Source organism: Hanstruepera flava, from assembly GCF_023634025.1.
Taxonomy (GTDB): Bacteria; Bacteroidota; Bacteroidia; order Flavobacteriales; family Flavobacteriaceae; genus Hanstruepera; species Hanstruepera flava.
In genome coordinates this window covers 1,185,015-1,209,590 of the sequence record NZ_JALJCW010000001.1, presented here as the reverse complement: position 1 = coordinate 1,209,590, position 24,576 = coordinate 1,185,015, and the positions used below count along the sequence as shown (strand labels likewise).

Annotated in this window: 18 protein-coding genes; 5 read left to right on the top strand and 13 right to left on the bottom strand. The window is 35.5% G+C overall.

The window, feature by feature from the left end:
• Complete coding sequence (locus MTX13_RS05670) at positions 1-5,124, bottom strand: choice-of-anchor D domain-containing protein (protein ID WP_250433413.1); 5,124 nt, start codon at positions 5,122-5,124, stop codon at positions 1-3.
• Between the two features lie 115 nt (positions 5,125-5,239).
• Here MTX13_RS05670 and MTX13_RS05665 point away from each other — a divergent pair, with 115 nt between their 5' ends.
• Complete coding sequence (locus tag MTX13_RS05665) at positions 5,240-5,713, top strand: regulatory protein RecX (protein ID WP_250433412.1); 474 nt, start codon at positions 5,240-5,242, stop codon at positions 5,711-5,713.
• Between the two features lie 49 nt (positions 5,714-5,762).
• Here MTX13_RS05665 and MTX13_RS05660 read toward each other — a convergent pair whose 3' ends face one another.
• From MTX13_RS05660 to MTX13_RS05635, 6 genes are read right to left on the bottom strand one after another with little or no spacing between them, the layout of a single operon-like run.
• Complete coding sequence (locus MTX13_RS05660) at positions 5,763-6,290, bottom strand: DUF6646 family protein (protein ID WP_250433411.1); 528 nt, start codon at positions 6,288-6,290, stop codon at positions 5,763-5,765.
• Positions 6,291-6,322: 32 nt separating this feature from the next.
• A complete protein-coding gene (locus MTX13_RS05655) occupies positions 6,323-7,192 on the bottom strand; it encodes a cupin-like domain-containing protein (RefSeq protein WP_250433410.1) in 870 nt (289 codons plus the stop codon).
• A 56-nt stretch (positions 7,193-7,248) separates the two neighbouring features.
• Positions 7,249-8,343 (bottom strand): biotin synthase BioB, encoded by a 1,095-nt coding sequence (bioB, locus tag MTX13_RS05650; RefSeq protein WP_250433409.1) that lies wholly within the window; start codon positions 8,341-8,343, stop codon positions 7,249-7,251.
• Between the two features lie 60 nt (positions 8,344-8,403).
• Positions 8,404-10,089: a flotillin family protein gene (locus MTX13_RS05645; protein ID WP_250433408.1), complete on the bottom strand. Its 1,686-nt coding sequence runs from the start codon at positions 10,087-10,089 to the stop codon at positions 8,404-8,406.
• A gap of 5 nt (positions 10,090-10,094) precedes the next feature.
• On the bottom strand, positions 10,095-10,670 hold the full coding sequence (locus MTX13_RS05640; RefSeq protein ID WP_250433407.1) for a hypothetical protein: 576 nt from the start codon (positions 10,668-10,670) through the stop codon (positions 10,095-10,097).
• A gap of 58 nt (positions 10,671-10,728) precedes the next feature.
• Complete coding sequence (locus MTX13_RS05635) at positions 10,729-11,868, bottom strand: beta-ketoacyl synthase N-terminal-like domain-containing protein (protein WP_250433868.1); 1,140 nt, start codon at positions 11,866-11,868, stop codon at positions 10,729-10,731.
• Positions 11,869-11,954: 86 nt separating this feature from the next.
• On the opposite strand from MTX13_RS05635, the gene MTX13_RS05630 reads away from it, so the two are divergent.
• Positions 11,955-12,386 carry a cytochrome c oxidase assembly factor Coa1 family protein gene (locus MTX13_RS05630; RefSeq protein WP_250433406.1) on the top strand — a complete coding sequence of 144 codons (432 nt, stop codon included), beginning with the start codon at positions 11,955-11,957 and terminating at the stop codon, positions 12,384-12,386.
• On the opposite strand, the gene bioA is transcribed toward MTX13_RS05630, so the two are convergent.
• The 4 genes from bioA to MTX13_RS05610 are packed head-to-tail and all read right to left on the bottom strand — an operon-like array spanning position 12,372 to position 15,815.
• Positions 12,372-13,637, bottom strand: coding sequence for an adenosylmethionine--8-amino-7-oxononanoate transaminase (gene bioA, locus MTX13_RS05625; protein ID WP_250433405.1), 1,266 nt, complete (start codon positions 13,635-13,637; stop codon positions 12,372-12,374). The two genes, MTX13_RS05630 and bioA, sit on opposite strands and share 15 nt — an antisense overlap.
• Positions 13,634-14,251 carry a dethiobiotin synthase gene (gene bioD, locus MTX13_RS05620; RefSeq protein ID WP_250433403.1) on the bottom strand — a complete coding sequence of 206 codons (618 nt, stop codon included), beginning with the start codon at positions 14,249-14,251 and terminating at the stop codon, positions 13,634-13,636. The genes bioA and bioD overlap by 4 nt, the downstream gene beginning before the upstream one ends.
• The gene (locus tag MTX13_RS05615) at positions 14,248-14,661 is read right to left on the bottom strand and encodes a putative signal transducing protein (RefSeq protein ID WP_250433402.1); all 414 of its coding nucleotides are present in this window, start codon (positions 14,659-14,661) and stop codon (positions 14,248-14,250) included. Before MTX13_RS05615 ends, bioD begins: the two co-directional genes overlap by 4 nt.
• Entirely contained in the window at positions 14,658-15,815 is a 1,158-nt protein-coding gene (locus MTX13_RS05610; RefSeq protein WP_250433400.1) for an aminotransferase class I/II-fold pyridoxal phosphate-dependent enzyme, read from the bottom strand. The genes MTX13_RS05615 and MTX13_RS05610 overlap by 4 nt, the downstream gene beginning before the upstream one ends.
• Positions 15,816-15,895: 80 nt before the next feature.
• On the opposite strand from MTX13_RS05610, the gene MTX13_RS05605 reads away from it, so the two are divergent.
• The 3 genes from MTX13_RS05605 to MTX13_RS05595 are packed head-to-tail and all read left to right on the top strand — an operon-like array spanning position 15,896 to position 19,301.
• Positions 15,896-17,155, top strand: a complete 1,260-nt coding sequence (locus MTX13_RS05605; protein WP_250433398.1) for a Y-family DNA polymerase — start codon at positions 15,896-15,898, stop codon at positions 17,153-17,155.
• Positions 17,149-17,589, top strand: coding sequence for a LexA family protein (locus MTX13_RS05600; RefSeq protein ID WP_250433397.1), 441 nt, complete (start codon positions 17,149-17,151; stop codon positions 17,587-17,589). The genes MTX13_RS05605 and MTX13_RS05600 overlap by 7 nt, the downstream gene beginning before the upstream one ends.
• Before the next feature lie 53 nt (positions 17,590-17,642).
• Positions 17,643-19,301 (top strand): MFS transporter, encoded by a 1,659-nt coding sequence (locus MTX13_RS05595; RefSeq protein ID WP_250433396.1) that lies wholly within the window; start codon positions 17,643-17,645, stop codon positions 19,299-19,301.
• Between the two features lie 35 nt (positions 19,302-19,336).
• Here MTX13_RS05595 and MTX13_RS05590 read toward each other — a convergent pair whose 3' ends face one another.
• Entirely contained in the window at positions 19,337-24,130 is a 4,794-nt protein-coding gene (locus MTX13_RS05590) for a VPS10 domain-containing protein (protein ID WP_250433394.1), read from the bottom strand.
• 110 nt (positions 24,131-24,240) lie between these two features.
• Positions 24,241-24,534 (bottom strand): F0F1 ATP synthase subunit epsilon, encoded by a 294-nt coding sequence (locus MTX13_RS05585; RefSeq protein WP_250433393.1) that lies wholly within the window; start codon positions 24,532-24,534, stop codon positions 24,241-24,243.
• Positions 24,535-24,576 lie beyond the last annotated feature (42 nt).

Below are 24,576 nucleotides of genomic sequence, written 5' to 3'. Positions count from 1 at the left end.
CTATTTTTTAATAGCTTTTTTAACTATAACCTGATTGTTAGAAAGCGTTACTCTTGCCATATAAGCAGAACTACTTAAGTTTGATAGTGAATAGATTTCTGAACGATTAGAGCCATTAAAGCGATAAATAATTCTTCCTAATAAATCAAAAATTTCAACTGTTTTAATTGTCAGATTTTGAGAGTCTAATAGAAATTTAACTTGATCACTATCCAACTCAATAATCTGTAATTGATTACTGTTGGCAATAACTTCGTCTACAGATAGTGCATCTGTTCTAAACACAATTTCAAAGCGTTCATTAAATTCACCCATTTCAGAAGAAAACGTATAATGTCTATTAGAAAGATTGTGATATACGTTTAGCAACTTATCTTTTAAGTAAACTATATTGTCCTCAAAAAACAAACCTTCGGTTTCAACAGAAATAGAATATAATGTTGCTTCAGGTATAGCCGTATAAAACCCTAGCGGAATAACTTCATCTAAATCTAAACTATGAGGAGTTTTACCTTGAATAGCCAATTTTTTATCAGAATTATCAGCATTGGTGTAAATCATAGCATTAACATCTGTTGAAAGATTTTTTGGAGCATCATAGTACATGCCGTCTAGTTCATTTGAAGCACCAAGTACATAGCCTACCAAAATTTGATTGCGAACACCATTATCGCTCCACATATTTACCCATAACCTATTAGCAGTATCAGAATGGCCCGTTCTAAAAAATTGGTCATTGTTACCATTAGTTCGCATACTATTGGTAAATGATACGGTTCCAGATTTAATATCTCCATTTACTGTATCCCAAGCTCCGGTATTAGAATAAGAAATAAAGAATCCCTGACCAGAAGGAATAAATCTGTTAGGTCGATCATTGATGTCAATATCACCATCATTATCATTATCTCCTCCAGCGGTTTGACCGGTTGCATTAATAATAGCATAATCGCTTTGAGCAAAATTTAAGTTTTCATTACCATTGGCTGTACCAGAAGGTGCTGTACTTTGTGACCAAAGGAAAATAGCACCATCAGTTGTGCCAGAGCCCGTAGGGAATTCTTCTACATCTTGAGCGATAACCGAATTAACAAGAAGAAATTCATTAGCATCTATAGCTGAAGGATAAGGGTTTCCTATAAAATTCCAGTTATTGTCAGCTGATACAGAATCATTTCTATAAATGGTAACGTCAATATCACCTGTGTTAAAAGCGCCTTCAAAAACATATTCGTATTGTCCGCCAACTATTGTAAATCCAATTGGGTCGTGCATAGCAGCATAACCTTTACCAGGCATCATGGTTTCGGTACCAGGTGTAAATACCCAATCATCACCATTATCATCTATATCATCTTGTCCTGGATTGGTAGCATTATTGTTGTTGGTTTCCATAGTAGCATCCAAATAATTTTCACCCAAATATTTGTAGCGTCTGGTTGGATGCCCTTCAGAAAGCCCTGTTCCAATGGTTTCACCTAAAACTGGTGAGCTCCAATAGGTGTATTCGTAATAATTATTTAATGGTGCAGTTCTTTTGTTAACTTTTGAAGCGCCATTGGTATTTAAGGTAAACGTACCAGCTGCTGTACCATCACCACGTTGTACAAAACTTCCTTTATCTTCAATTATAATACCATCATTACCACTGCCATCTCCTGATACTTCAACGTTATTGATAACTTCAACAAAATAGCCTTGAGCAACCGTCAATAAATTTCCAGATTCCACAAACAGCTGACAAGCAGTAAAGCTTCCGTTTGAAGCATTAGTTGTGTAGTCACCAGCAATAGTTGCTATGGTATTGGCATCTGGTTCATTATTACTCCATGTTGTACCGTTCCATATAGTGCTTTTAACTGACAATTTTACAGCATTACTAGCTTGATAACAAGTGTCAGAATCTTCCCGAATTTGACAATAGTATTGATAACCATCTAGTGTTAGTGTATTATTAATACTTAATGTTGCGGTGTTAAAACCACTGTAAGGAGCAGCATTAATTTCAATCCATCCAGTATCTCCAGGAGCTGAATAATACCATTGGTAGGCTAGTTCTTGAGTGTCACCAGCTTCATCAAAACCTTCTTCTCCTTCAACCGATAAAGTGGCTGATAGATCACATTCAGAAATAGGAGGCATTGGCTGTAAGGTCACATTTGGTGGAACTCCCACAGAAAAGTCATAATTTCCTATATCCATGTAATCAACAGGAGAAAACGCTTCCCAATCACTAGCGTTCCATGTGGTACTTGGAGCAACTATTCCAGTATTTTTTCTTCTGTAAGTATAATTTTTTGAAGCTATTGTAAACGTATTTCCAGATGTGTCTCCCCAAAGATCTACCCAAGTTGAAGTATTTGTATTGTAAAGTCTAATATGGTCATCTTCATTTATTCCACTAGCGTTGTCTGTTAAGTCAGCAACCACAGATGCATATTGAGTAGTGGCATCTGTACTACCAAAGGCAAGAACAAAAACATTATTGTTGGTTAAACTTCCTGTTAAAGGAATAGTATTGGTTGCAGTAGTTGCGCCATTATTGTGAATTCTGATTTCATAATCTGTTAAATCTACTGTTGCTCCTGTGCCATTAAAAATTTCTACATATGAATGAGAGCCAGAGTTATGATCAGTAACCTCGCTAATAAACAAATCTGAAGGTATATTTCCAGTACTCCCTTCGCAATCTGCAATAAGTTGGTCAATAATTGTAAACACGTCAGAACTTAAACATCCTAAATCGTCATTTATAATTAAACTTCCAGTAGATGCACCTGCAGGAATAGTAACTTCTATCTCATTTGAAGCAATGACATTTACTGTTGCAGTAATACCATTTACTGTTGCACTTGTAGAACCACCAAAATTGGAAACTGTTGAAGTAACATTTACAATGGTTCCTACAGGTCCATTGTTTGGCAGGAATGTTAAGGTTCCCGCTGCACAATCGCCATTACCCTGAACATTTATAACGTAAGGATTTTCATCAGAGTCATTATTTACTATTGATATGGTACTATTCCTTGTTCCAATTCCAGTAGGAGAAAAAGTGATTTCAAATGCTACAAATTCATTAGGTAGCAAGGTAATTGGAGCAGGATTAACATTTATTGGAAATTCAGCAGCATTTGATGATGTCAAACTACTAATGGTAAGATTTGCAGTTCCTTCATTTCTAATGTAATACGTTTTAGGTGCTGTTGAGTTCCCAATTACTGTAGCTGCAAATAACGTGTTATTTCCTCCATTAGGAGCATTGCCACTTGTAATTGAGGCAAAAGTATTACGTTCAACATCTATTTCAGGAGTAGGAGTAAATCCTTCACCAGTTAAGTTAACAGTACAACTACCTTCGTCAATATCGTTATTGGTAATAGTTAACACCCCTGTTCGTGTTCCATTTGTAGACGGTGTAAACCTAACGGTTACCGTTTGCGAATTACCACTAGTAACGGTAAAAGGAGCAGCTGGAGATACAATAGTATAATCGCCTGTAATGCTTAATGAAGTAATATTTAAATCGGCACTTCCAACATTGTCTATATCAAAAGTTAAGTCGGTATTAGAGGCTACAGCTTGTGTTCCAAAATCTATGGTATATCCACAATTTTGATTGGTTGCTGTATTGTCGACAAGTTGTAGTTCTGGGGTTGGACCTTGACAATCATTTGTGTGGCTCCCTAAATCTGAAACAGTATCTTGAGCATAAACATCCCATTCAGAACTGCTGTAAGTTATATTAGGAATTTGAACGGTAGACTTTCTTCTTAATGTGGTATTGGCTGCAAAAGTTGCGCTACTCCCAATGGTTCCAATAACATCAATATTTGTACCTCCATTAGTTTGTAGTGCTACAACATCATTTCCGTTGAAGGCTGTTACGGAATTATTTACAGCATCGGGTGAGGAGTATATTACTGCTGCAGAATTTGCAATCACATATGTTCCAAAGCTTGGTAATGTGCCATTTAGATTGAATGATCCCGAAACGGTTGTGCTACCGTTACTGTAAATAGCTAATCTGTAATTATTAAGGCTTATTGTGCTAACCGTTGGATTATAAATCTCTATATATTTATTATTGCTGCTTCCTTCAACATATTCCGAAATAAATAGTTCTGTACAATTACTTCCGCCAGCAGCTGTCACCTCGCCGTTTAAAGCTATAGTTTGCGCTGTAGCTCCAGTACTGGTTGCAGTTATGTTTCCTGAATACGTGTTAACAGCCAGTCCACTTACTAGCCTTGTGTAAATAGTTGCGTTGTTTACAGTGCCACCACTTTGGATTAAAGTTACGCTATTGCCAAAACCACTACCCGAAGTTGTGGAAATTTCAAAATTTGTTGGTGCCGTAAGTGTAATATTGTTTGTTAGATTGCTGCCTTCAACGGTAAAAGTTTGTTCGGCTGATGGGCCAAGGGTTTCAACATAATCTAAACCTGATATGGTAGTTGGTGTGACTGTGATGGTTGGAGTTGGAGTTGCAGCAACACCCCAAATTTCGATATTATCAACTGCAATGTCTTCATCTCCAGAATTAAAATTAAATGTAAGAGTAATATCTAATAGATTACCTGTATTAGATATACTTTTAGTAAATTGAGAAAAAGAATCAGTAATTGCAGTACTTTCTCCAGTTCCGTTAAAGTCTGCATCAATTCTTGGTTCAGAATTTGTTCCTCCTGCGGCTTCAACCCAAATTAAATTTTCATATGTAGCTGCATTTGCATCTATTTCAGAAGATAAATGAAAATAATCGGCATCGTCCCAATCTTGGTTAGATCCGTCATCATCTTCAGCAAGATGTATCCTAACTTCTAAAGATGAATATCCAGCAATATTAATATTTGAAAAATATATACTTTGTCTTGAGCTTGAGGTAACACCATCAATGTCTTGTGCGGCAAAATAATAACTACCCTGTATGTTAGTAAAAGAAGCATTAATATTTGTTCCGTCTGTCCTTGTAAAATAATCCGTAGACCCACTAGTAACTTCAGGAACACTCGTTGTATAACCTCCAGGGGATTCGAACGTCAGCTCAGCAATTTTTGTCTGTCCAAACCCAAACATTATTGCGCAAAAAAATGCGATAGATACGAGGGCGTATTTCTTTAACATAGAATATTAATTTTTTTGATCTAAAAAATAAAGCCTACAAATATACACGAAATTAGATATAATGCCATGACTTTCAGTTTCTTAATTATTAACAAATTGTTACTATTTTTACAGTATGATTCAACACAAAACATACACGCTAGATGAGGCCAAACGAGCCCTTGAGAATTATTGTGCCTATCAAGAACGTTGCCATCAAGATGTGTGTAAAAAACTACGGAGTATGAATATGATTTCTGATGCTATAGACTTGGTAGTTGTACATTTAATAGATAACGACTTTTTAAATGAAACCCGTTTTGCCAGATCTTATACTAGAGGTAAGTTTAGAGTAAAAAAATGGGGTCGTAAGCGTATTGAATTGGAACTAAAAAAACGAGATATTAGTGTCTACAATATCAAGGAAGCTTTTAAAGAGATTTCAGATACGGACTATTTGCAAACCTTTCACGAATTAGCGGAAAAAAAGTGGCAGAATATAAACGAATCTAACTTATATAAGAAAAAAAAGAAGTTGGCTGATTATTTGTTGTATCGTGGTTGGGAAAGTCATTTGGTATATGACAAAATACGCGATTTAGGTGCATAAAAAAGCCTTTCTAATCAAGAAAGGCCTTGTGTTTATTAATAGTTATTTGTTAAAGATTAAAAACGGCACCTACATTTACAGAAAATTGATTGTACAATTTCTCTGCAGGCTCTAAATTACTACTATACTTGGCAATAGGGAATTGCGCCTCCGAATATATACCAAATCCAGAAGAAAAGAAGTAACGTGCACCAACATGACCACCAAAATTCTTTAAACTTATATTCAAACCTGGGTATAAATCAAAATTGTCGTTAATATTTAAAACATTTCCAATGTTGGCATTAAATCGCGCTTTTAAATCAAAGCGATCTAGAAAATCTGCTTTTTCAACAACTTCCTGGCCGTTAACATTAATACCGTCTTTTATATCACCTGAAACACCGAGGGCATAACTTGAGGATACACCTATTGAAATGTTTTCTCCCAAGCCGTAATCATAACTTACATTCAAACCTGTTGCATGACTTTGAAAATTAGCGCCTAGTTGAAATTTTTGGTCACCTTTTCCAGAAAAGGCTTGAGCGTTTGCAAATGATATGTACAATAATGCTATAATTAGCAATAAATTTTTCATAATAAAGTTTTTAGTTTGCGGCTGCAAATATATTATAAGTTTTTAATATGGGCTTGGGTACGTAATATAGCTTGATTGTTTTTCCAATCTATCCATTTTTGACCATTCAGGCGCCTCATTAAATTATCAAAATTTCTCATAATGAACACATTGTAAATAGCTTTACCCAAATTCTTTGGATGTCGTGCTATGGCTCTTAAACTCATAGAAAACCCAGGGGTTTCATACTTCATGTAATGCCAATAGCCTTCTGGCATATAAAGCATTTCGCCATGTGTTAAAGTGGTTTTGTAGCCAACAACATTTTTTAAAGCTGGCCACTTTTCAAAATCTGGATTTGAAAAATCTATGTCCTCTCTTGTTATTAAAGAATGAGGTATTTTATAGAGATAATCGTTTTGTTTTTGGTCGAATAAAATAATCTCCTTTTCACCTTGAAAATGAAAATGGAAAATATTGGCCAAATCAATATCATAATGCATAAACGTATGCGAATCCGTACCACCAAAGAACAACATGGGTAACTTTTTCATAAGCTTTAAGCCAATATCTGGAAAAGAAAAGTCGTTTTGAAGTTCAGGAACTTCTTTTAAAATATTCCAAAGAAAAATGCGATACTTTGTTGGTTCAGATTGTAGTAAATCGATGTACTCGCTCATTTTCATTGTGGCATGAGCTTCATTAAATCCATCTTTATAATCTACAGGTCTATCATCATAAAGCGGAACAATTTTATCTCCTGCAATGCGTTTAATATAATCTAAATTCCACTTGGTATATGCTGGCCAGTCTTCAATAAATTGTTCAACAACCACAGGCTTTTGTGGTCTGAAAAAGTTTTTTATAAAATCCTCTTTAGTAATACTTTTTAAACGAGGAATATCCTTGAGGTTTAATGACAAAGTTAAAACGATTTAAACGCTAAATTTACGAAAAATGAAAGGATAAAAGGCTTAAATTATTTTGCGATTTTTGCCTTTTGTTTAGCCTCTTCGTTTCTTTCAATTTTATGATCAGGTCTTGACCATTTTGGTTTTTCTCCCAATGAATGGTATTGAGAATCTTCAGCCTCTACCGTTTGCGGTTGCATTTTCTTTATAAATGGTTTTTGCGGATTTAACCCCAATAATTTGAACATTTCCATATCCTCATTAACATCAGGATTTGGAGTAGTCAGTAATTTATCGCCTGCAAAAATTGAATTTGCTCCTGCAAAGAAACACATGGCTTGACCTTCACGACTCATTTGTGTTCTACCAGCGCTTAAACGGACTTGGGTTTCAGGCATTACAATTCGTGTTGTAGCAACCATACGAACCATATCCCAAATAGAAACAGGCTCTTGGTCTTCTAATGGTGTGCCTTCAACAGCAACTAAAGCATTAATAGGAACTGATTCGGGTTGTGGGTTTAATGTTGCCAGTGCTACAAGCATACCAGCGCGATCTTCAGTTTGTTCTCCCATGCCAATTATTCCACCAGAGCAAACAGTTACATTGGTTTTTCTAACGTTATCTATGGTTTCCAATCGGTCTTCAAAACCACGGGTAGAAATAACTTCTTTGTAATATTCTTCAGAAGAATCTAAATTATGATTATAAGCATACAATCCGGCTTCTGCTAAACGTTGAGCTTGGTTTTCCGTAAGCATACCAAGTGTACAACACACTTCCATGTCAAGTTTGTTAATGGTACGAACCATTTCTAAAACATCATCAAACTCTTGGCCATCTTTAACATTACGCCAAGCAGCACCCATACAAACACGAGAACTTCCAGACGCTTTAGCACGAAGCGCTTGTGCTTTTACCTGTTGTACAGACATTAAATCATTACCCTCAATATCGGTATGGTAACGAGCAGCTTGTGGGCAATAACCACAATCTTCAGGACATCCTCCTGTTTTTATAGATAATAATGTAGAAACCTGTACGGTGTTTGGGTCGTGGTATTTTCTATGGACTGTTGCTGCTGCATATAACAGCTCCATAAAAGGTTTATTATATATGTCTAAAATTTCTTCTTTTGTCCAATTGTGTCTTGTATCACTCATAGTCCTGATTAAAGTTGTAAAAGTAGAAAATTCCGCAGCTACTGCGGAATTTTCATCGTATTATTTATCCTCATTATCCTGAGAATTATCAACATCTTTTTTAGGTGGTAATTCTTTGGATTCATCAGTGTTTGTTTCTGAATCCTCTACTTTTTTAGAATTTTTTTCATCTTTTACCTCAACCTCTTTACCACTTAAATATTCTGGCAACTGCATTCCGGCCATATTGAACATATCTTGTAGCGGAGGTACGGATTTATACATACCAGATAAGAAATTAGCCGTAGACGACTTACCATCTTTATTGCCGCCATTTTCCCAAACGGTAACTTTATCTATTTTGATATTTTTAATAGCTTCAGCCTGTGTTTTTACTAATTCTGGCAACTTATCTGCTATTAAAAGCAATACGGCATCTTTTGAGTCATTACCAGCAGCTTTAACAATTTGATCTAAACCGGCCGCTTGTTTGGTTAACACCTCGTATAGACCTTCAGCTTCAGCTTGAGCTTTTAATAATATAGCGTCGGCTTCACCTTTAGCTATTCTTCTAATGTTTTCAGCTTCAGCTTCAGCATCTATTTCAACTTTTTGTTTGTCAATTTCAGCTGGTACAATAATATCAGCTAACTGTGAAGAGCGCTCACGTTCAGCTCTTGCTATTTCGGCTTGTTTTTCAGCAGCATAGGCCTCTTCTAAAGCTTTAGCAGCTTGAACTTTTTCAGCCGCAATAGCACGTTTTTCAGCTTCAGCTTCTCGCTCTCTACGTTGAGCATCAGATTCAGCAATAGAAATTTTAGCAATGTTTTCTCCATCAATAGCTCTTGCATTGGCTTCAGAAGTTTTAATGCGTTCTTCTTTTAAAGCCTCGGCTTCACCAATCTTTGCTTGAGCAATGGCGCTAGCAGTTTGAATACGTTCAGTTTGACTTGCGTTAGCCTCACCAATTTTAGCTTGCGCATTAGCTGCTGCTACTTGGGTTCTTTCCGTTTGCATAGCATTGGCTTCACCAATTTTAGCTTTGGCATTTAATTCAGCTACTTGAGTTCTTTCATCTTGTACAGCATTAGCCTCACCAATAGAACCATCTCTATTTTTTTCTGCAACCGATTTACGTGCAGCATTTATAGCATGTGCAGCGGCTTCCTTACCTAAAGCTTCAATATATCCAGATTCATCAACTATATCGGTAATGTTTACGTTGATTAATTTTAAACCAACTTTTTTAAGTTCTGACTCGACACTTTGCGAGATATTGGTTAAAAATTTATCTCTATCTGAATTAATTTCTTCAATATCCATTGAGGCTACAACCAAACGTAGCTGTCCGAAAATAATTTCTTTTGCCAGTTCCTGGACATCACTCATAGAAAGTCCAAGTAAACGTTCAGCAGCATTTTGCATGACACCAGGTTCTGTAGAAACACCAATAGTAAAACGCGAAGGAACATTAACACGAATGTTTTGTTTACTTAAGGCATTTATAAGATTAACCTCTATAGAAATAGGTGTTAAATCCAAAAATTCATAATCCTGAATAACTGGAAAAATAAAGGCGGCACCACCATGAATACATTTGGCCGACTGACCACCACCAACTTTACCGTAAACCACTAAAATACGGTCTGAAGGACAACGTTTATAGCGTTTAATTAATACAATAAGGAAGATGAATATAAACAGCACGCCAAAAATGAGTGCCATAGGCAAGCCTAAATCAAAAGCTTGTTGGGTAATTAGTAACATAAGTATTATTTATTTAATGGTTCTACAATTAATATTCCGTTATCGGTAACATCTTTTACTTTAATAACGGTTCCTGATTTCAACTCTAATTCAGCATCAGTTAAAGCTTCAAGTTCACGCAATGCACCTTGAATTCGCACATGGGCTTTACCCATTTTACTTCGTTTGGCTCCAATGGTTAAATACACTTCGCCAACAGCATCTTTAGCATTTTTAAAGTCTAATGTGCCACTGTCATTTAGTTTTCGCATATAGAAAAACATGGCAGCCATAATAGTCATCATAATTAATCCGCATATAACAGAAATAATTATTGTAATAGGTTTAGATAAGCCAGCATCTATACATGCAATACCACTCCATCCAAAAATGGTAAAAAACCCAACGAGATTTTTAAACGTGATAAATTGAAAACCAATTCCAGTATCAGCATCAATTTCGGCATCAACATCGCCAATATCATCAACATCACCACCAACAAAGGTTAGTACTAATGTGATAACAAAAATTAATGAGCCTACTAGGGCAATACTCCAATATATTTTTGGAAAGAATTCTAAATTTGAAAACCATTCTAGCATTGTTTTGAAGTTTTAAAAGTTCATGAAATATATGACCTTTATAATTGTCATACAATATTTATTTTGAAAGTAAAATGCTTACCGCATTTCCTCCAAACCCAACAGCATTAACTAGTATTTTACTTATGTTTTTTGGTGTGGTACTTTCAATAAAAGGAACAGAAATGAATTGTTGTTTGTTTAACATGTGAATTGCCATTTCTATATTTAACATACCTGAAGCGCCTAGTGTATGTCCTACCTTCCATTTATTAGTAGTCAATGCAGGAATTTTGTTACAAAATATTTTTTTTATGGCATTTATTTCGGCTAGATCGCCTTTTAGGGTTCCTGGCGTATGTGTGATAACAATATCAACTTCGTTTGGATTAACACCTCCTAAAGCCATTTTCATGGAACGCTGAAAGCATATGGCATCGGTTGATAGCGAAGCGTTGTGTTCCAATACTTCAGTTGCATAGCCAATACCTATTATTTGAGCTAAGGAGTGTTTTGGGTTGCCAGATTCTAAACATGCCATAGAGGCGCCTTCACCAAGAATCATGGCGTTACTTTTTTTGTTTGAATCTAATGCACGACATGGAAAGCCTGTGTTTTTTTTGGCGTAAATTTTAAGCGCTTGCATCTGCGCAATGGTAAATGGTGTTATTGGCGCTTCGCTACCACCTACTAAAAATTTGTTGCACATACCCGAATTTATCCATGCAATACCATTAAGCATGGCATGCAACGCTGTAGAGCAGGTAATTGAATGACTGATCTCTGGGCCTTGTGTTTGTAAATCATGGGCTACCCAAGACGAAATATTTCCCAACGTAGTTGTTGGCGAGCTCAAGGGTTTTGTTTTTTCTTTTTTAAGAAATTCCTTGAAGTACGACTCGAATAAATGAGTTGCCCCTCTGGATGAACCAATATTAATCCCGAAATTATCTGAAGCTTTCCAGTGAGCTTGTTCAATAGCTTTTCGAGAACAATAAATGGCGAAAAGAACACTGTCATCTAATGATTTATATTTGCTGTCATCTAATCGTAGCTTTTTAATTTCTTCTTGAGATTCTTGTGATAAACGTGCTACTAAACTCCCGTTTTGTTCAGAAAAACAATGTTGGTTATTTTGATAGGAATGCCAACTTTCCTCTAGAGTTTTGCCTAGCGGAGAGATAGATTGAAGAGCAACAATGGAAATTGGTTTTTGCAATAAAAAAACTTTTGACAAAAGTAAGTTTTATTGAAATGTAACAAAAGCTAATTTCTAAATACTTATATTTAGTAAAGCTTAATATTATGGAAACAGTACAACAAAAAAGTTGGTTCGCAAGAAATTGGCCTTGGGTTATTCCTGTAGGCGGTTGTTTGACCGTTATATTACTTTTTGTATTTGGTGTAGGTGCAGCTGTTTTTGGTGTTAGTAAAGCTTTAAAGAATAGTACACCTTATGCTCATGCTATTGAATTGGCGAATGATCATCCCGATGTTATTGCTGCTTTAGGCCATGATATTGAACCAGATGGTATGTTTAAAGGCAATATATCCTTAAAAAATGGAGAAGGTCATGCCGATTTAAAAATACCTGTTGAAGGGGAGAAAGGAAAAGCAACCATTGTTGTTAAAGGAGATAAGTATGATGGTGATTGGAGTTATGAAGAACTTTACGTTATTATAAAAGACACACAAGAAGAAATTAATCTACTTGATAAATCGTTAGAGGGCATCTAGCGCTTCTTGAATGACCCTATAAACTTTTTCTAGTTCAGTTTTTGAAATTACATAAGGCACTTGAATATAAATGGTGTTGCCTAGCGGTCTTAAAAACACACCACGTTCCATAAAAAACTTTAGCAGCTTATCGCGCAAACCACCATAGCGTTCCATTTTTGTATCAAGATCAAGAGCAAAAACAACACCTAGTTGCCGTGTTGACTTTACTTTTGGATGCGCTTTTATAGTTTTATTAAATTCTTGATGTGCTTTTATGATTCGTTTTATATTATTTTGAATGGTTTCCGATTGCAGTAATTCTATTCCTGCAATAGCGGCTGCACAGGCAATTGGATTTCCAGAATAGGTATGGCAGTGAAAAAAGCCTTTAGCCATGTCATTACTTAAAAAGGCATCGTAAATGTTTTGCGTACAAGATGTTATTGCCATAGGAATTAAGCCAGCTGTTAGAGCCTTGCTAAAACACATAATGTCTGGTTTTGTTTCTATATAATCTGAAGCAAAATATTTTCCTGTTTTACCAAAACCAGTCATAACCTCGTCCGCAATGGTCAGGATATTTGTTTGCTTACAAAACCTTAAAATATCATTTAAGCCATCAGCATCATGGATGGTCATACCTGCTGCACCTTGAAGCAAGGGTTCATATATAAATCCAGCGACTTGATGGTTAGAAGTTATTTCTCGTAACTGGTTTAAAATGTCCTCATGGTTTTTGCCATTTGGCGTCTGGATGCGTTTAACGTCAATTAGGAAATCTTCAAAAGGACCATTGTAAACCGATAAGCCAGACACACTCATGGCACCAAACGTATCACCATGAAAGCCATTTTCAAAAGCGACAAATGTTGAACGTTTTTCGCCCTTATTAAAGTAGTACTGTAAAGCCATTTTTATCCCAGCTTCAACTGCAGTAGAACCATTATCATTAAAGAAAATTTTATTCTGGCCTTCGGGAAGTACTTTAATAAGCTCTTCAGAAAGTTTAACAGCTGGTTCATGCGTGAAATCACTAAACATGATTTGGTCTAGCTGTTGCATTTGCTGATATGTTTTTTCTATGATATAATCGTTGCAATGTCCATACATGCAAGTGTACCACGAAGAAATAGCATCAATGTATTCATTGCCATCTTCGTCCGTCAGTATACAGCCTTTAGCTTTTATGATTGCAATACTTTCGGGTTGCAATTGATGCTGCTTTAAAGGATGCCAAAGATGTTTTTTGTCACGTTTGCTTAAACTCATAGTTTTTTTAAAGCCGATTTAAAGCGATTAGCATATTCCTTAATCACATTTTTATCAAAATAGGGTTCCTCATCTATTCTTCCAATAACAGGAACTTTTGCTATTTTTGAAATAATATCTTCAGTCGTAGGGTGCTCGTTTCCACTGTAAATTAATGATACATCTAATCCTTTTTCTTTTAATAGGTTCACCGTTAGCAACGTGTGATTGATACTTCCTAAATAGTGTCTGGAAACCACAATTATCTTATAATCTGGTTGTATTAAATCGAAAATGGTTTGTTCATTATTAAAAGGAACCAATAAACCTCCAGCACCTTCAATAACCAAGTTGTTTTTGATTTTAGGTTCTTTGATATCCGTTATATTAATTTGTAAACCATCAATTTCTGCTGCAGCATGCGGGCTCATTGGCGTGTTTAAAGCAAAGCTATTAGCGTGGAATTTTGATTTAGAATTGGAAACCAATCGGCTTACTTTTTTTGTATCGCAATTATCTAAATCGCCAGCTTGAATGGGTTTCCAGTAATCGGCTTCCAAGGCTTCAGTTATAATCGCAGAGGCAATGGTTTTACCTACATCGGTTGATATACCAGTAATAAATATTTTCTTCATTTTGTAGGAAACTCGTTATTACAATTTTCACATTTATAATTATGTCGCGTATGAAACGGAAGGGTGCCAAATAAAAACCCAAACAAAAATGCAAAGAAGGCTTTAGCATCTTTAATAGTTGAAAATAGTTCTACCTTATCACTTTTACATTTAGGGCAAGTAATAGGGTTGCCTTCATCATCCAATGAATATTGATGAATAGAGTTTAAAATATGCTTTGCTTGCAGTACATCTTGTGTTAAAACCTTCAGCTTAACACCTCCAATAGCATTACTCACCAACGGATCAGTATCAATGGTTAGATGGTCTTGTAAAAACACTTCAATTCCTTCAGCCTCAAGGCGTCCTTTTACAATTTGCGCTTCAGAAGAATATTGAAATCTAGCTATAGTTTTAAACATATCGCTCATACATGTGCAAAAGTAGCGAACAACTGTAAGACTTCCGAAATTTCTTGTTTAGAATTATAACTATGTATGCAGAATCTCAAGCGCTCTTGACCTTTAGGTACGGTAGGAGATAAAATAGGCTTCACGCTAAAACCATTTTCCTGTATTTGCTGGGCTATTTGTTTTACGTTTTCGTTTCCTGAAATTATTGCACAATGAATAGCTGAATCACTACCAATGAAATATGATTTTAAATTATGATTGTCAGTTTCTGTTTTAAAGTGATTGATGTTTTCCTGTAATGATTGAATCACGTTGGTTTTTATTAATTCTAAATATGCCGAATTTATGGTTGCCAATGTATGCGGAGGCAATGCTGTTGTATAAATAAGACTACGTGAAAAATTCACCAAATAAGATTTTAATTGGCTGCTTCCTAAAATAGCTGCACCATGAGTACCTAAAGCTTTCCCGAAAGTGACGATTCTGGCAAAAATTTGACGCTCAAGTTCAAGGTCTTGAACGAGACCTTTACCATATTTACCAAATACACCTACAGCGTGAGCTTCATCTATAATTAAATGGGCATGATAATTGGTGCATAATTGAGCTAAAGTTTCCAAGTCTGGCGAGTCACCATCCATAGAAAATACCGATTCTGTAACAACATAAATGGTTATGTTGGCATCTAAAATAGCTTCAGAATGCCGTTTTAATAAGCTGTCTAAATCGCTTAAATCGTTATGAGCAAATTTATAGGCATTGGCATGACTCATGCTTATTCCATCTCGAATGGAAGCATGAACATATTCATCGTACAAAATAATATCGTGTCGTTGCGGTACACAAGAAAAGAATCCTATATTGGCATCGTAGCCTGAATTGAACACAAGCGCAGCATCAGCTTTATGAAATTCGCACAAAACAGTTTCAACAAGTTGATACAATCCGTGATTACCAGACAGCAATCTAGAACCTGTTGCGCCATTTTGTTTGATATTATGACCTACCAAATACTCATGGGTCTGATTAAAAATAGTATCTGATTTTGAAAACCCCAAATAATCGTTGGATGAAAAATCCACTAACTTATTTTGAATACCAAGCTGTCGTAAAGCGTTTTCTGTTTCTCGCTTTTGAAGTTTTTCGGCAAGTTTTTTTGGGAAGATTTTCATTTATTGAATGAGAAATTTGTTTTAAACAAATATAAATAATCACATACTATTTAAAACCGTTTTGTTTTATCTTTATACAGATGTATGCTTTAGTAGATTGTAATAATTTTTATACCTCTTGTGAACGAGTTTTTAATCCCAGTTTACAAGGGAAGCCAGTTGCTATTTTAAGCAATAATGACGGTTGCGTTATCTCTATGAGCGACGAAGCTAAAGCTATTGAATTGCCATTTGGCGCACCAATTTTTAAATGGGAAGGTTTTTGCAAAGCAAATAGTATTCAAGTGCTGTCTTCAAATTATCCACTATATGGGGACATGAGCTCTCGTGTTATGGGTATATTGCAACAATTCACTCCAGATGTTGAAGTGTATAGCATAGATGAGGCGTTTTTACAGTTTAAAGGTTTCGATAATTGTAATTTTAAGGACTATGGAATTCAAATGCGAAGACGTATTTTAAAGTGGACAGGTATTCCCACTTGTGTTGGTATTGCACCTACAAAAGCATTGAGTAAAGTGGCCAATAAGATTGCTAGAAAATTTCCTAACGAAACCAAAGGCGTATATGTTATTGATTCTGAGGAAAGCAGAATAAAAGCTTTAAAATGGATCAAAATAGAAAATATCTGGGGTATTGGTTATAGTTTAGCTAAGCGACTAAAGACTAAAGGTTGTAAAACAGCCTATGATTTTACACAACTTCCAGATGATTGGGTTCGTAAAACATTCTCTATTACCGAATGGAAATTGAAAAAGGATTTAGAGGGAAATTCAAAAATACTTTTGGATGAACCAAAAAATAAGCGAGCCATTGCAACAACCAGAAGCTTTGATTACACTTATGATGATATTAATTATATAAAAGAACGGGTTTCAACCTTTGCAACCAGTTGTGCCGAAAAGTTACGCAAACAAAAATCCTATTGCCACATGATTATTGTTACCTTGAGTAGCGATAGACATAAAAAAGATTTACAACAACATCGAGCTAGTAAACATATAAGTTTACCTTACCCAACCGATTCATCCTTAACAATAAGTAGTGGAGCCGTAAAAGCGGTTGAGGCTATTTTTAAAGAGGGCATCAAGTACAAACGAGCAGGTGTTATTGTTGCAGGAATTGTACCCAGAGATAACTATCAATTAGATATGTATGAAAGTGAAAACCCAAAGCATAAACCATTAATGTTGGCAATAGACCGCATAAACAAGAAATATCATGCTGACAAAATAAAGTTGGGCAATCAAGATTTAGAACGCACGTGGAAAATGCGTCAAGAGCGACTTTCTCCAAGATACACAACCAATATTAACGATATTATAAAAGTAAAATGCTAACAAAAGAACCCCAAAAACTGACCTTCTTCGTTCCAGAATTTTTAGAAAATTCTGGAGCACTTTTTGTTGATTCAGGAATTTCTGCTGGATTTCCATCACCAGCAGAAGATTTTAAAGAAGAACGCTTGTCTTTGGATGACATGCTAGTTAAAAATAAACTCTCAACTTTCTACGCAAGAGTCTCAGGGCAAAGTATGATAGACGCAGGGTTGGATGATAATGATTTATTGGTTATTGATAGAAGTTTAGAACCTGAACACAACAAAATAGCTGTTTGTTTTCTTGATGGTGAGTTTACCGTAAAACGCTTGCGTGTAGAAAAAGACGGTGTCTGGTTGCAACCAGAAAATGCTAATTACAAACCCATAAAAATTACTGAAGACAATGAATTTGTTATTTGGGGTATTGTTACCAATGTGATAAAAAAGGTGTAGCAAAGAGTAACTAAAAAATACTATCTTACAGTCAAAATTAACTAACTCATAGCATGACTGAACAACAAAACTACAAACAAGCACTGTACACTTTGGTTACAGTGTTTTTCTTTTGGGGATTTATAGCCGCATCCAACGGTGTTTTTATTCCGTTTTGTAAAACCTATTTTGAGATTGATCAATTTCAATCGCAACTGGTAGACTTTGCCTTTTATGGAGCTTATTACTTTGGAGCACTTTTTCTATTTGTAATTTCAAATACCAAAGGAAAAGATATAATGAATAGTTGGGGCTATAAAAACGGCATTATTTATGGCTTGTTGTTAAGTGCTTTGGGAGCTGTAGTTATGTTTCCAGCCATAGAGGGAGCGGAACCAGGTGATTCCAATATTTTTTATTACGTGCTTGGTGCTCTATTTATTGTTGGTTTAGGGTTTTCATTACAACAAACAGCTGCCAATCCGTTTGCCATTGCGCTTGGCGATTCAGAGAAAGGCGCACACCGATTGAATTTAGCAGGCGGTGTTAATTCTTTCGGTACAACTATTGGCCCAATAGTAATTGCATTAATATTGTTTGGTTCTACCCCGAAGTCTGGAGCGGAGTTAAAAGAAATGATAGCCAATCAAACTATAACCTTGTCAACAGTTCAATATTTATATTTGGCAGTAGGTGGTTTGTTTTTAGCAGCGGCAGCCTTGTTTTATTTTTCAAAAAAGTTACCACAGGCAAAAGCCAATCCAGAAATTATTAAGGCACCAAAGGCTGTTGGCTCTTTGAGCATTATGACAATACTTCTAGCTATTTGTTTTTATTTGATTTTTGATCAATACAAGGGAACACCAGACAATGATTTTATCTTGAAATTGTCTATTGTTGGATTAGTTGTGGTTGTAGGCGTATTATTTATATCCAATATGTTGGCCAAAAAGAACCAAGAGGGTTGGGGAGCTATGCGCTATCCACAATTGGTTTTAGGGATGTTAGCTATTTTTACTTATGTGGGGGTTGAGGTAACTATTCAGAGTAATTTAGGAGAATTATTAAAATATGTAACCGAAACCATTAATGGTATTGAATACAACGCTTTAGGAATGCCTGCTATGAGCGACTCGCAAATTGCTCCTTTGATTTCATTGTATTGGGGAGGGCTCATGATAGGTCGTTGGGCAGGAGCTATTGCTGTTTTTAATCCAGCGGATAAGTGGAAAACATGGTTATATATTATTGTGCCATATATTGCTTTTGGCGTAGTACTATTTGTAAATTTTATATCTGGATTTGATGTAAGTAGTTTGTTTTTGTTTGCCATTTGTATTGCCATTCAAATTGGCGGTTTCTTTTTAGGAAAGGAAAAACCTGCCTTAACATTAAAAATATTTGGACTGTTGGGTATGATAGCTGTTTTAATTGGATTATTTACAACAGGCAAGTTGGCTTTATTTGCTTTTTTAAGTGGTGGACTATTTTGCTCTATTATGTGGCCATGTATATTTGCTTTAAGTATTCAAGGTTTAGGAAAATACACGTCTCAAGGTTCATCTTTTTTAATTATGATGATTTTGGGTGGTGCTATTATCCCACCAATACAAGGAAAGTTAGCTGATATAATAGGTATTCACCCATCATATTGGATTGCAGCAGTATGTTTCTTATACTTGGTGTTCTTCGCGCAACGTGTACAGGGGATTTTAAAAAGTCAAACATTATAGAATAGCCTCCAAGTATCAAACTTAAAGGCTTTTTTCTAAAATAAAATCTTTCTGTAAATTATTTTATCATTACTCAAGGTGATTTTTAACAGTAATATTGTATTGGATTTATTAATCGAATCTATTCTAAATGATTGATTGTTTATGTTATGAACATCGATTATTTTTTTTCCTAAAACATCATAAACCAATACATCTTTTATGTTTTCTTTTTGAGAGTTTATTAATATATTATCTTTCCCGGTTATGGTAATACCATTAGAGATAATTTCAAAATCATCGTTGGAAAGAGTAGCATCATTGAACCTTAAAACAAAACGATTATTAAATTCACCTGCTTCAGAATAGAAAATATATGGTGTTTCAGAAATATTGTTAACTGTATTTAGGGACAGATCCTGCACAAAGACGTTTTGATTTGTGAATAGGCCTTCAACAGCATGAATAGAAATATAATAATGACCATTAGCAGGTATGTTAACGCCAAGAGGAATGACATCATCAACAGAGAATGGTAATTCAAAAGCTTGAATAGCCATTTTATCGGTTTCAATAAAGGAGTATATTTTTTGTGAGCCAATATCTACTCGAGTAACAGCATCATAAAGCCTATCTTTAAAATCAGTAGCTTCATTAAGATAACCTAAGAGTGTTCGCTCTGAAATTCCGTCTTCATTAGATAAGCTTAACCATAACCTGTCCAATTCTTCTGTTTGCGGTAATCTGTAAAACTGATCGTTAGCATAAGATATATCACGAAGGGAGTTATTAAATGTAAGATTATCAGTTAATGCAGAGCCATCATTCATAAGTACCATAAACCCTTGCCCTCCAGCTATAAAACCATTAAACCCATTAGGCCCACTAACAGTTCCGGTACCGTTATGTACAATGTAATCTGATGGAGAATAACTTGTAACAAAATCGCCATAAAATGAATCGGGATTAGCAGAGCTTGGAAGTGTTCCATGAGTCCATATTCTAACAGCACCTTCAATTACTGAACTATTTAAATTTAGAAAATCTAAAGCACTGATGGCCGATGGGTAGGGATTTCCGACTAAATTCCAATTGTCATCAAACCTGGTTATAATAGCAGAGTTTGTGCCTGAATAATCAATACCAGTATAGCTTCCACGTGAAACAGGGACTGTTATAACACCGTTATTTGGTTTTCCATTTTGGAATTGGGCGGTAAAGTTTTGAGGAGTATTGGTATAATTACTTGGGCCTCTTACAATGTAACCTTTGCCTTGAATCATAGGTTCAGTAGGTGTATTAATCCAATTACCTTGACCACCATTAGAATTAAGAACTGTAGGATCCCATTTGTAAAGTAAATCGGTAGGTGTATTTGGAGATATATTTGCTACGTCAAATCCCTCTAAAGGCGAAGACCAATATACATAATCTAGTTGCCTGATTGATGTTGTTCGTTTATAGGTTATTGTACCAGTATTTACTGCATTATCATCTATTTGAATTAATGAACCATTATTTTCAATTGTCAGCGTTCCATTGTTGGTCAATCCATTATCTATTGAAACATAATCGGAATCATCTATTATTAATTCTCTCCCAGAATTTATAAGCAAACTACAACATTCAAAACTACCGTTGATACTTGTGCTGTAATTTCCAGCTATGGTAACACTTTTACTTAATGTAGGGCTACCGTTACTCCATACACTTCCATTCCATGTAGTTGTAGAACATCCTAAAGCAGTAAATTTAATATCATCAATAGCAATATCAGATTCAAAACCGTTACCAGTAACACCTCTAATTCTTAATTTAATTGTTTTCCCAACATAAGTAGACAAGTCTGCGGTTAAATCATTCCATGAATTTCCCACATTCCCAGAAATGGGCGAAACAATATCTTCTTGCCATGAACCACTATCAAAAATATCAATATGTAAACTTCCCATATTGCTTCCATACATGTGGTAGCCTACCGTAAAATTATAAGATTGGTCAATAATTATACAATCACTTTCTAATATAGCTGTATAGTTGCTACACCCACCAGATGCTTCTAAATATGCATAGTTGCCAGCGCTTGTTCCAGGATTATAATCTATTGCTGGGCCAGTGTTTGATGAAGGTGTTCCGCCTTCATCAATTCTCCAGTCAATGTCATCATCAGTTCCGTTAGTTAAATTTGTCCATAAGCCAGTAAGGCCACAAAGCGTGGAACCACAATTATTTGTTGTGGCACATAGTGATTCACTTTCAAAATCTTCGTCAAAACTAGAAGCTAAAGTACCGTTAGAAATATTAATATAAGCGGTTTTAGTTTCCGTATCCGAACCATAAGCATTGGTAGCTGTCAACTCAATAGTATAGCTGCCTGCATTATTGAAGGTTACTTCAGGGTTTTGTGATGTTGACGAAGTACTGTTTATATATGAAAATGTTGTGGGAGTTATTGTCCAAGACCAAGATGTTGGACTATAATCTGAATTATCGGTAAAAATAAAATCGTTTCCAATGCAACCTTCCGTTGAACTCGTTTCAAAACAAGCAATAGGGGCAATATTTCCAGGATCTTTCAAGTCACTTATCCATAAACCTTGACCATAGGTTGCAGCATATATTTTTCCCTTACAGTCTGTTCCATAATGAATTTCTAATTCGGTGATTTCCAAGTTAGCTAATCCAGCAGAATAAGAAATCCAATCAGACAGGTTGTTGTCTTTGTAATAGACACCTATGTCCATTCCAATATACATAGCATCAACAGGGCTTGTTTGGTCGATAACAATTGTATTTAATGAAATATTTGGTAAACTTCCAGAAATATCTGTCCAATTATTTCCACTATCATTAGATTCATAGATATTGTTGTTTAATGCTATAAACAAATGAGTTGGATCGCTTGGATCAATTTCAATATCTAAAGGTTCGTTTGATACGGGTAAATTTGCAGTTAAATTTGTCCAAGTTGGTGAGCCGCTTGTGGCATTATTAGAGCGACGAAAACTATTGTCATAACGGGAAACGTAAACGATATCACTATTGGAAGGAGCAATAGCTATGTCTCGTATATTGCTTGTGCCACCAAAATTTGAAATTTGAGTCCAAGTTGTACCAGTCCTTACAGCATCATTTCGCCAAATATTATCAAAACCAGCAAACATTCTATTGGCATTGTTAGGATCTAACTTATAAGGAGTAACCCAACCGCCAGTCTCGCCAATAGTGCCAGAAATACTTCCAAATGTAGAACCGCCATTTGTTGAGCGCCTTATATCGCCATAATACAGTGCACCATACATATAATTATCATCGGTAGGGTCAATAATACATTCCATGCCATCACCGCCAATTTCTGTTGTAAAGGTTGTCCCATTACCTATTGCTGTTCCATTATCTTGATATCCATTTATAACTAATTCTTCCGACATTTGTGAAACACCAATTTTATAGATTTGTGCAATGGCCAGACCACTACTAATATCATTCCAATTTGTTCCGCCATCGTTAGTATAATATACTCCTCCATCATTACCATTGTACAATACATTTGTATGAGGTGAAAATTCTAAGGCATGTTGGTCTGCATGGACGCCATCAATACCTCCAGTTGATCCAACCCAATATGAAATACAACTCATTGTTGAACCACCATCTGTCGACTTCCACAAATTCACTCCACCTGTATATATAGTATTAGCATCAGTAGGATCAGCAGCGATAACTAAATCATACCAAGCTTGGCTACCCGTGTCTAATCCGTTAGTATTCCAACCTAGTATATTTGGTGAAGTTGATCTTGTTGAAAACGAAGTTCCACTATTGGTTGAACGGTAAATACCTACAAGGCCACTGCCATTACCTGCTAACAAATAAACCCAATCTGGCTGATTGGCTGAAACAGCTATGGCTATTCGTTGTACTGAACTAGGAACACCATTGGTGATTTGTGTCCAAGTAGCTCCGCCGTCGGTTGATTTGTGGAATAAAGTCCCTGAAGCATAAACAATACTTGAATTACCTGGGTGAAAAGCTATATCTTTTGCGTTTTGCCCAATGGAAGTAGAACTCCAACTAGAGCCGCCATTAGTAGTTCGATAGATTCGATTTCCAGATGTTGAAGCAATCATGATATTTGAATCTGATGGATCCATAATTATTTCATAAACTGTACGATTGCCCATGCCAGAATTATGAGAAGACCAAGTGCTACCACCATCTACACTGCGCCAAACACCATATCCTGGTGCATCTCCTCCATCTCTGTCACCAGTACCTATGTAAATGATATCTGGATTTGTTGGATGAATAATAATACTCGATATACCTAATCGTGTCAAGCCGTCTAGATGGTCTGTCCATGTAGTGCCATTATCAGTTGTTTTCCAAAATCCACCTGAAGGTGCACCAACAAAAATTGTATTGGAATCAGTAGGGTGAAATGCAATACAATTTATTCTTCCATTACCGTTTAACTGACCAGTACCATTGTTGGGGAGATTTACAGGGCCAACAATTTCCCAATTCCCAGAACCAGTTGCGTATCTTTGAGTTGTATTTTGACTATTTCTATATTGATTTATTTCTTCTAAAAGATATCCTTCTTGTGGGAAATTTCCGTTTTCATCTACACGACTCTCCCAATAGTATTCCCACCTTTTAAATTGTTTTATGCCTTTGCCTTTTGGAAGCTCTTTAGGGTTAGTAACGTGCCTTTTATAATACAGTTCGAAGTCGGCTTTTATATCATAAAAATTGGCACTTCTATCAAATATCATCTGTTGCCATTTATCTTGCGAATAAGATAATGAAGAGGATAAAAAGAGAATAAAAAGTAGTACTTTTTTCATTGAAATCAAGATTTGGGATTTGATTACATGGTAAATATAAGTAAAAAAAATAAGCCTCTCATTTTGAGAGGCTTATAATTATTTTGTTTATAGTATTTAAACTCAAATACTTAATCAGCTAAAATAATAGCCTTGTTATCTTTCATTTCTAAAGTACCAGACTTTATTTTGAAAGTTAAAACCTTATTATCCATCATATGAGGCTCCATTTCTGGATGAAGTTCATCATAGTCTAAATGGGTTTGTGTATGTACCCTTATTTTTACTGTTCCTTCATTTAATAAAGATACAATAGGAGCATGATCTTTCAACATTTCAAATTCACCATTAACTCCAGGCACAATAATGGCATCTACTTGAGAACTAAATATTGTCGCTTCTGGTGATACAATTTCTAAGTACATAGTTTTTTTAATTAATAATTAATAACTGTCAATTATTAATTG

Coding starts and splice junctions, on each gene's coding strand:
- MTX13_RS05615 (WP_250433402.1), bottom strand. CDS start 14,661: ATGAGCGATATGTTTAAAACTATAGCTAGATTTCAATATTCTTCTGAA.
- MTX13_RS05605 (WP_250433398.1), top strand. CDS start 15,896: ATGTATGCTTTAGTAGATTGTAATAATTTTTATACCTCTTGTGAACGA.
- MTX13_RS05660 (WP_250433411.1), bottom strand. CDS start 6,290: ATGAAAAATTTATTGCTAATTATAGCATTATTGTACATATCATTTGCA.
- MTX13_RS05630 (WP_250433406.1), top strand. CDS start 11,955: ATGGAAACAGTACAACAAAAAAGTTGGTTCGCAAGAAATTGGCCTTGG.
- bioA (WP_250433405.1), bottom strand. CDS start 13,637: ATGAGTTTAAGCAAACGTGACAAAAAACATCTTTGGCATCCTTTAAAG.
- MTX13_RS05590 (WP_250433394.1), bottom strand. CDS start 24,130: ATGAAAAAAGTACTACTTTTTATTCTCTTTTTATCCTCTTCATTATCT.
- MTX13_RS05600 (WP_250433397.1), top strand. CDS start 17,149: ATGCTAACAAAAGAACCCCAAAAACTGACCTTCTTCGTTCCAGAATTT.
- MTX13_RS05610 (WP_250433400.1), bottom strand. CDS start 15,815: ATGAAAATCTTCCCAAAAAAACTTGCCGAAAAACTTCAAAAGCGAGAA.
- bioD (WP_250433403.1), bottom strand. CDS start 14,251: ATGAAGAAAATATTTATTACTGGTATATCAACCGATGTAGGTAAAACC.
- MTX13_RS05645 (WP_250433408.1), bottom strand. CDS start 10,089: ATGTTACTAATTACCCAACAAGCTTTTGATTTAGGCTTGCCTATGGCA.
- bioB (WP_250433409.1), bottom strand. CDS start 8,343: ATGAGTGATACAAGACACAATTGGACAAAAGAAGAAATTTTAGACATA.
- MTX13_RS05640 (WP_250433407.1), bottom strand. CDS start 10,670: ATGCTAGAATGGTTTTCAAATTTAGAATTCTTTCCAAAAATATATTGG.
- MTX13_RS05585 (WP_250433393.1), bottom strand. CDS start 24,534: ATGTACTTAGAAATTGTATCACCAGAAGCGACAATATTTAGTTCTCAA.
- MTX13_RS05595 (WP_250433396.1), top strand. CDS start 17,643: ATGACTGAACAACAAAACTACAAACAAGCACTGTACACTTTGGTTACA.
- MTX13_RS05670 (WP_250433413.1), bottom strand. CDS start 5,124: ATGTTAAAGAAATACGCCCTCGTATCTATCGCATTTTTTTGCGCAATA.
- MTX13_RS05665 (WP_250433412.1), top strand. CDS start 5,240: ATGATTCAACACAAAACATACACGCTAGATGAGGCCAAACGAGCCCTT.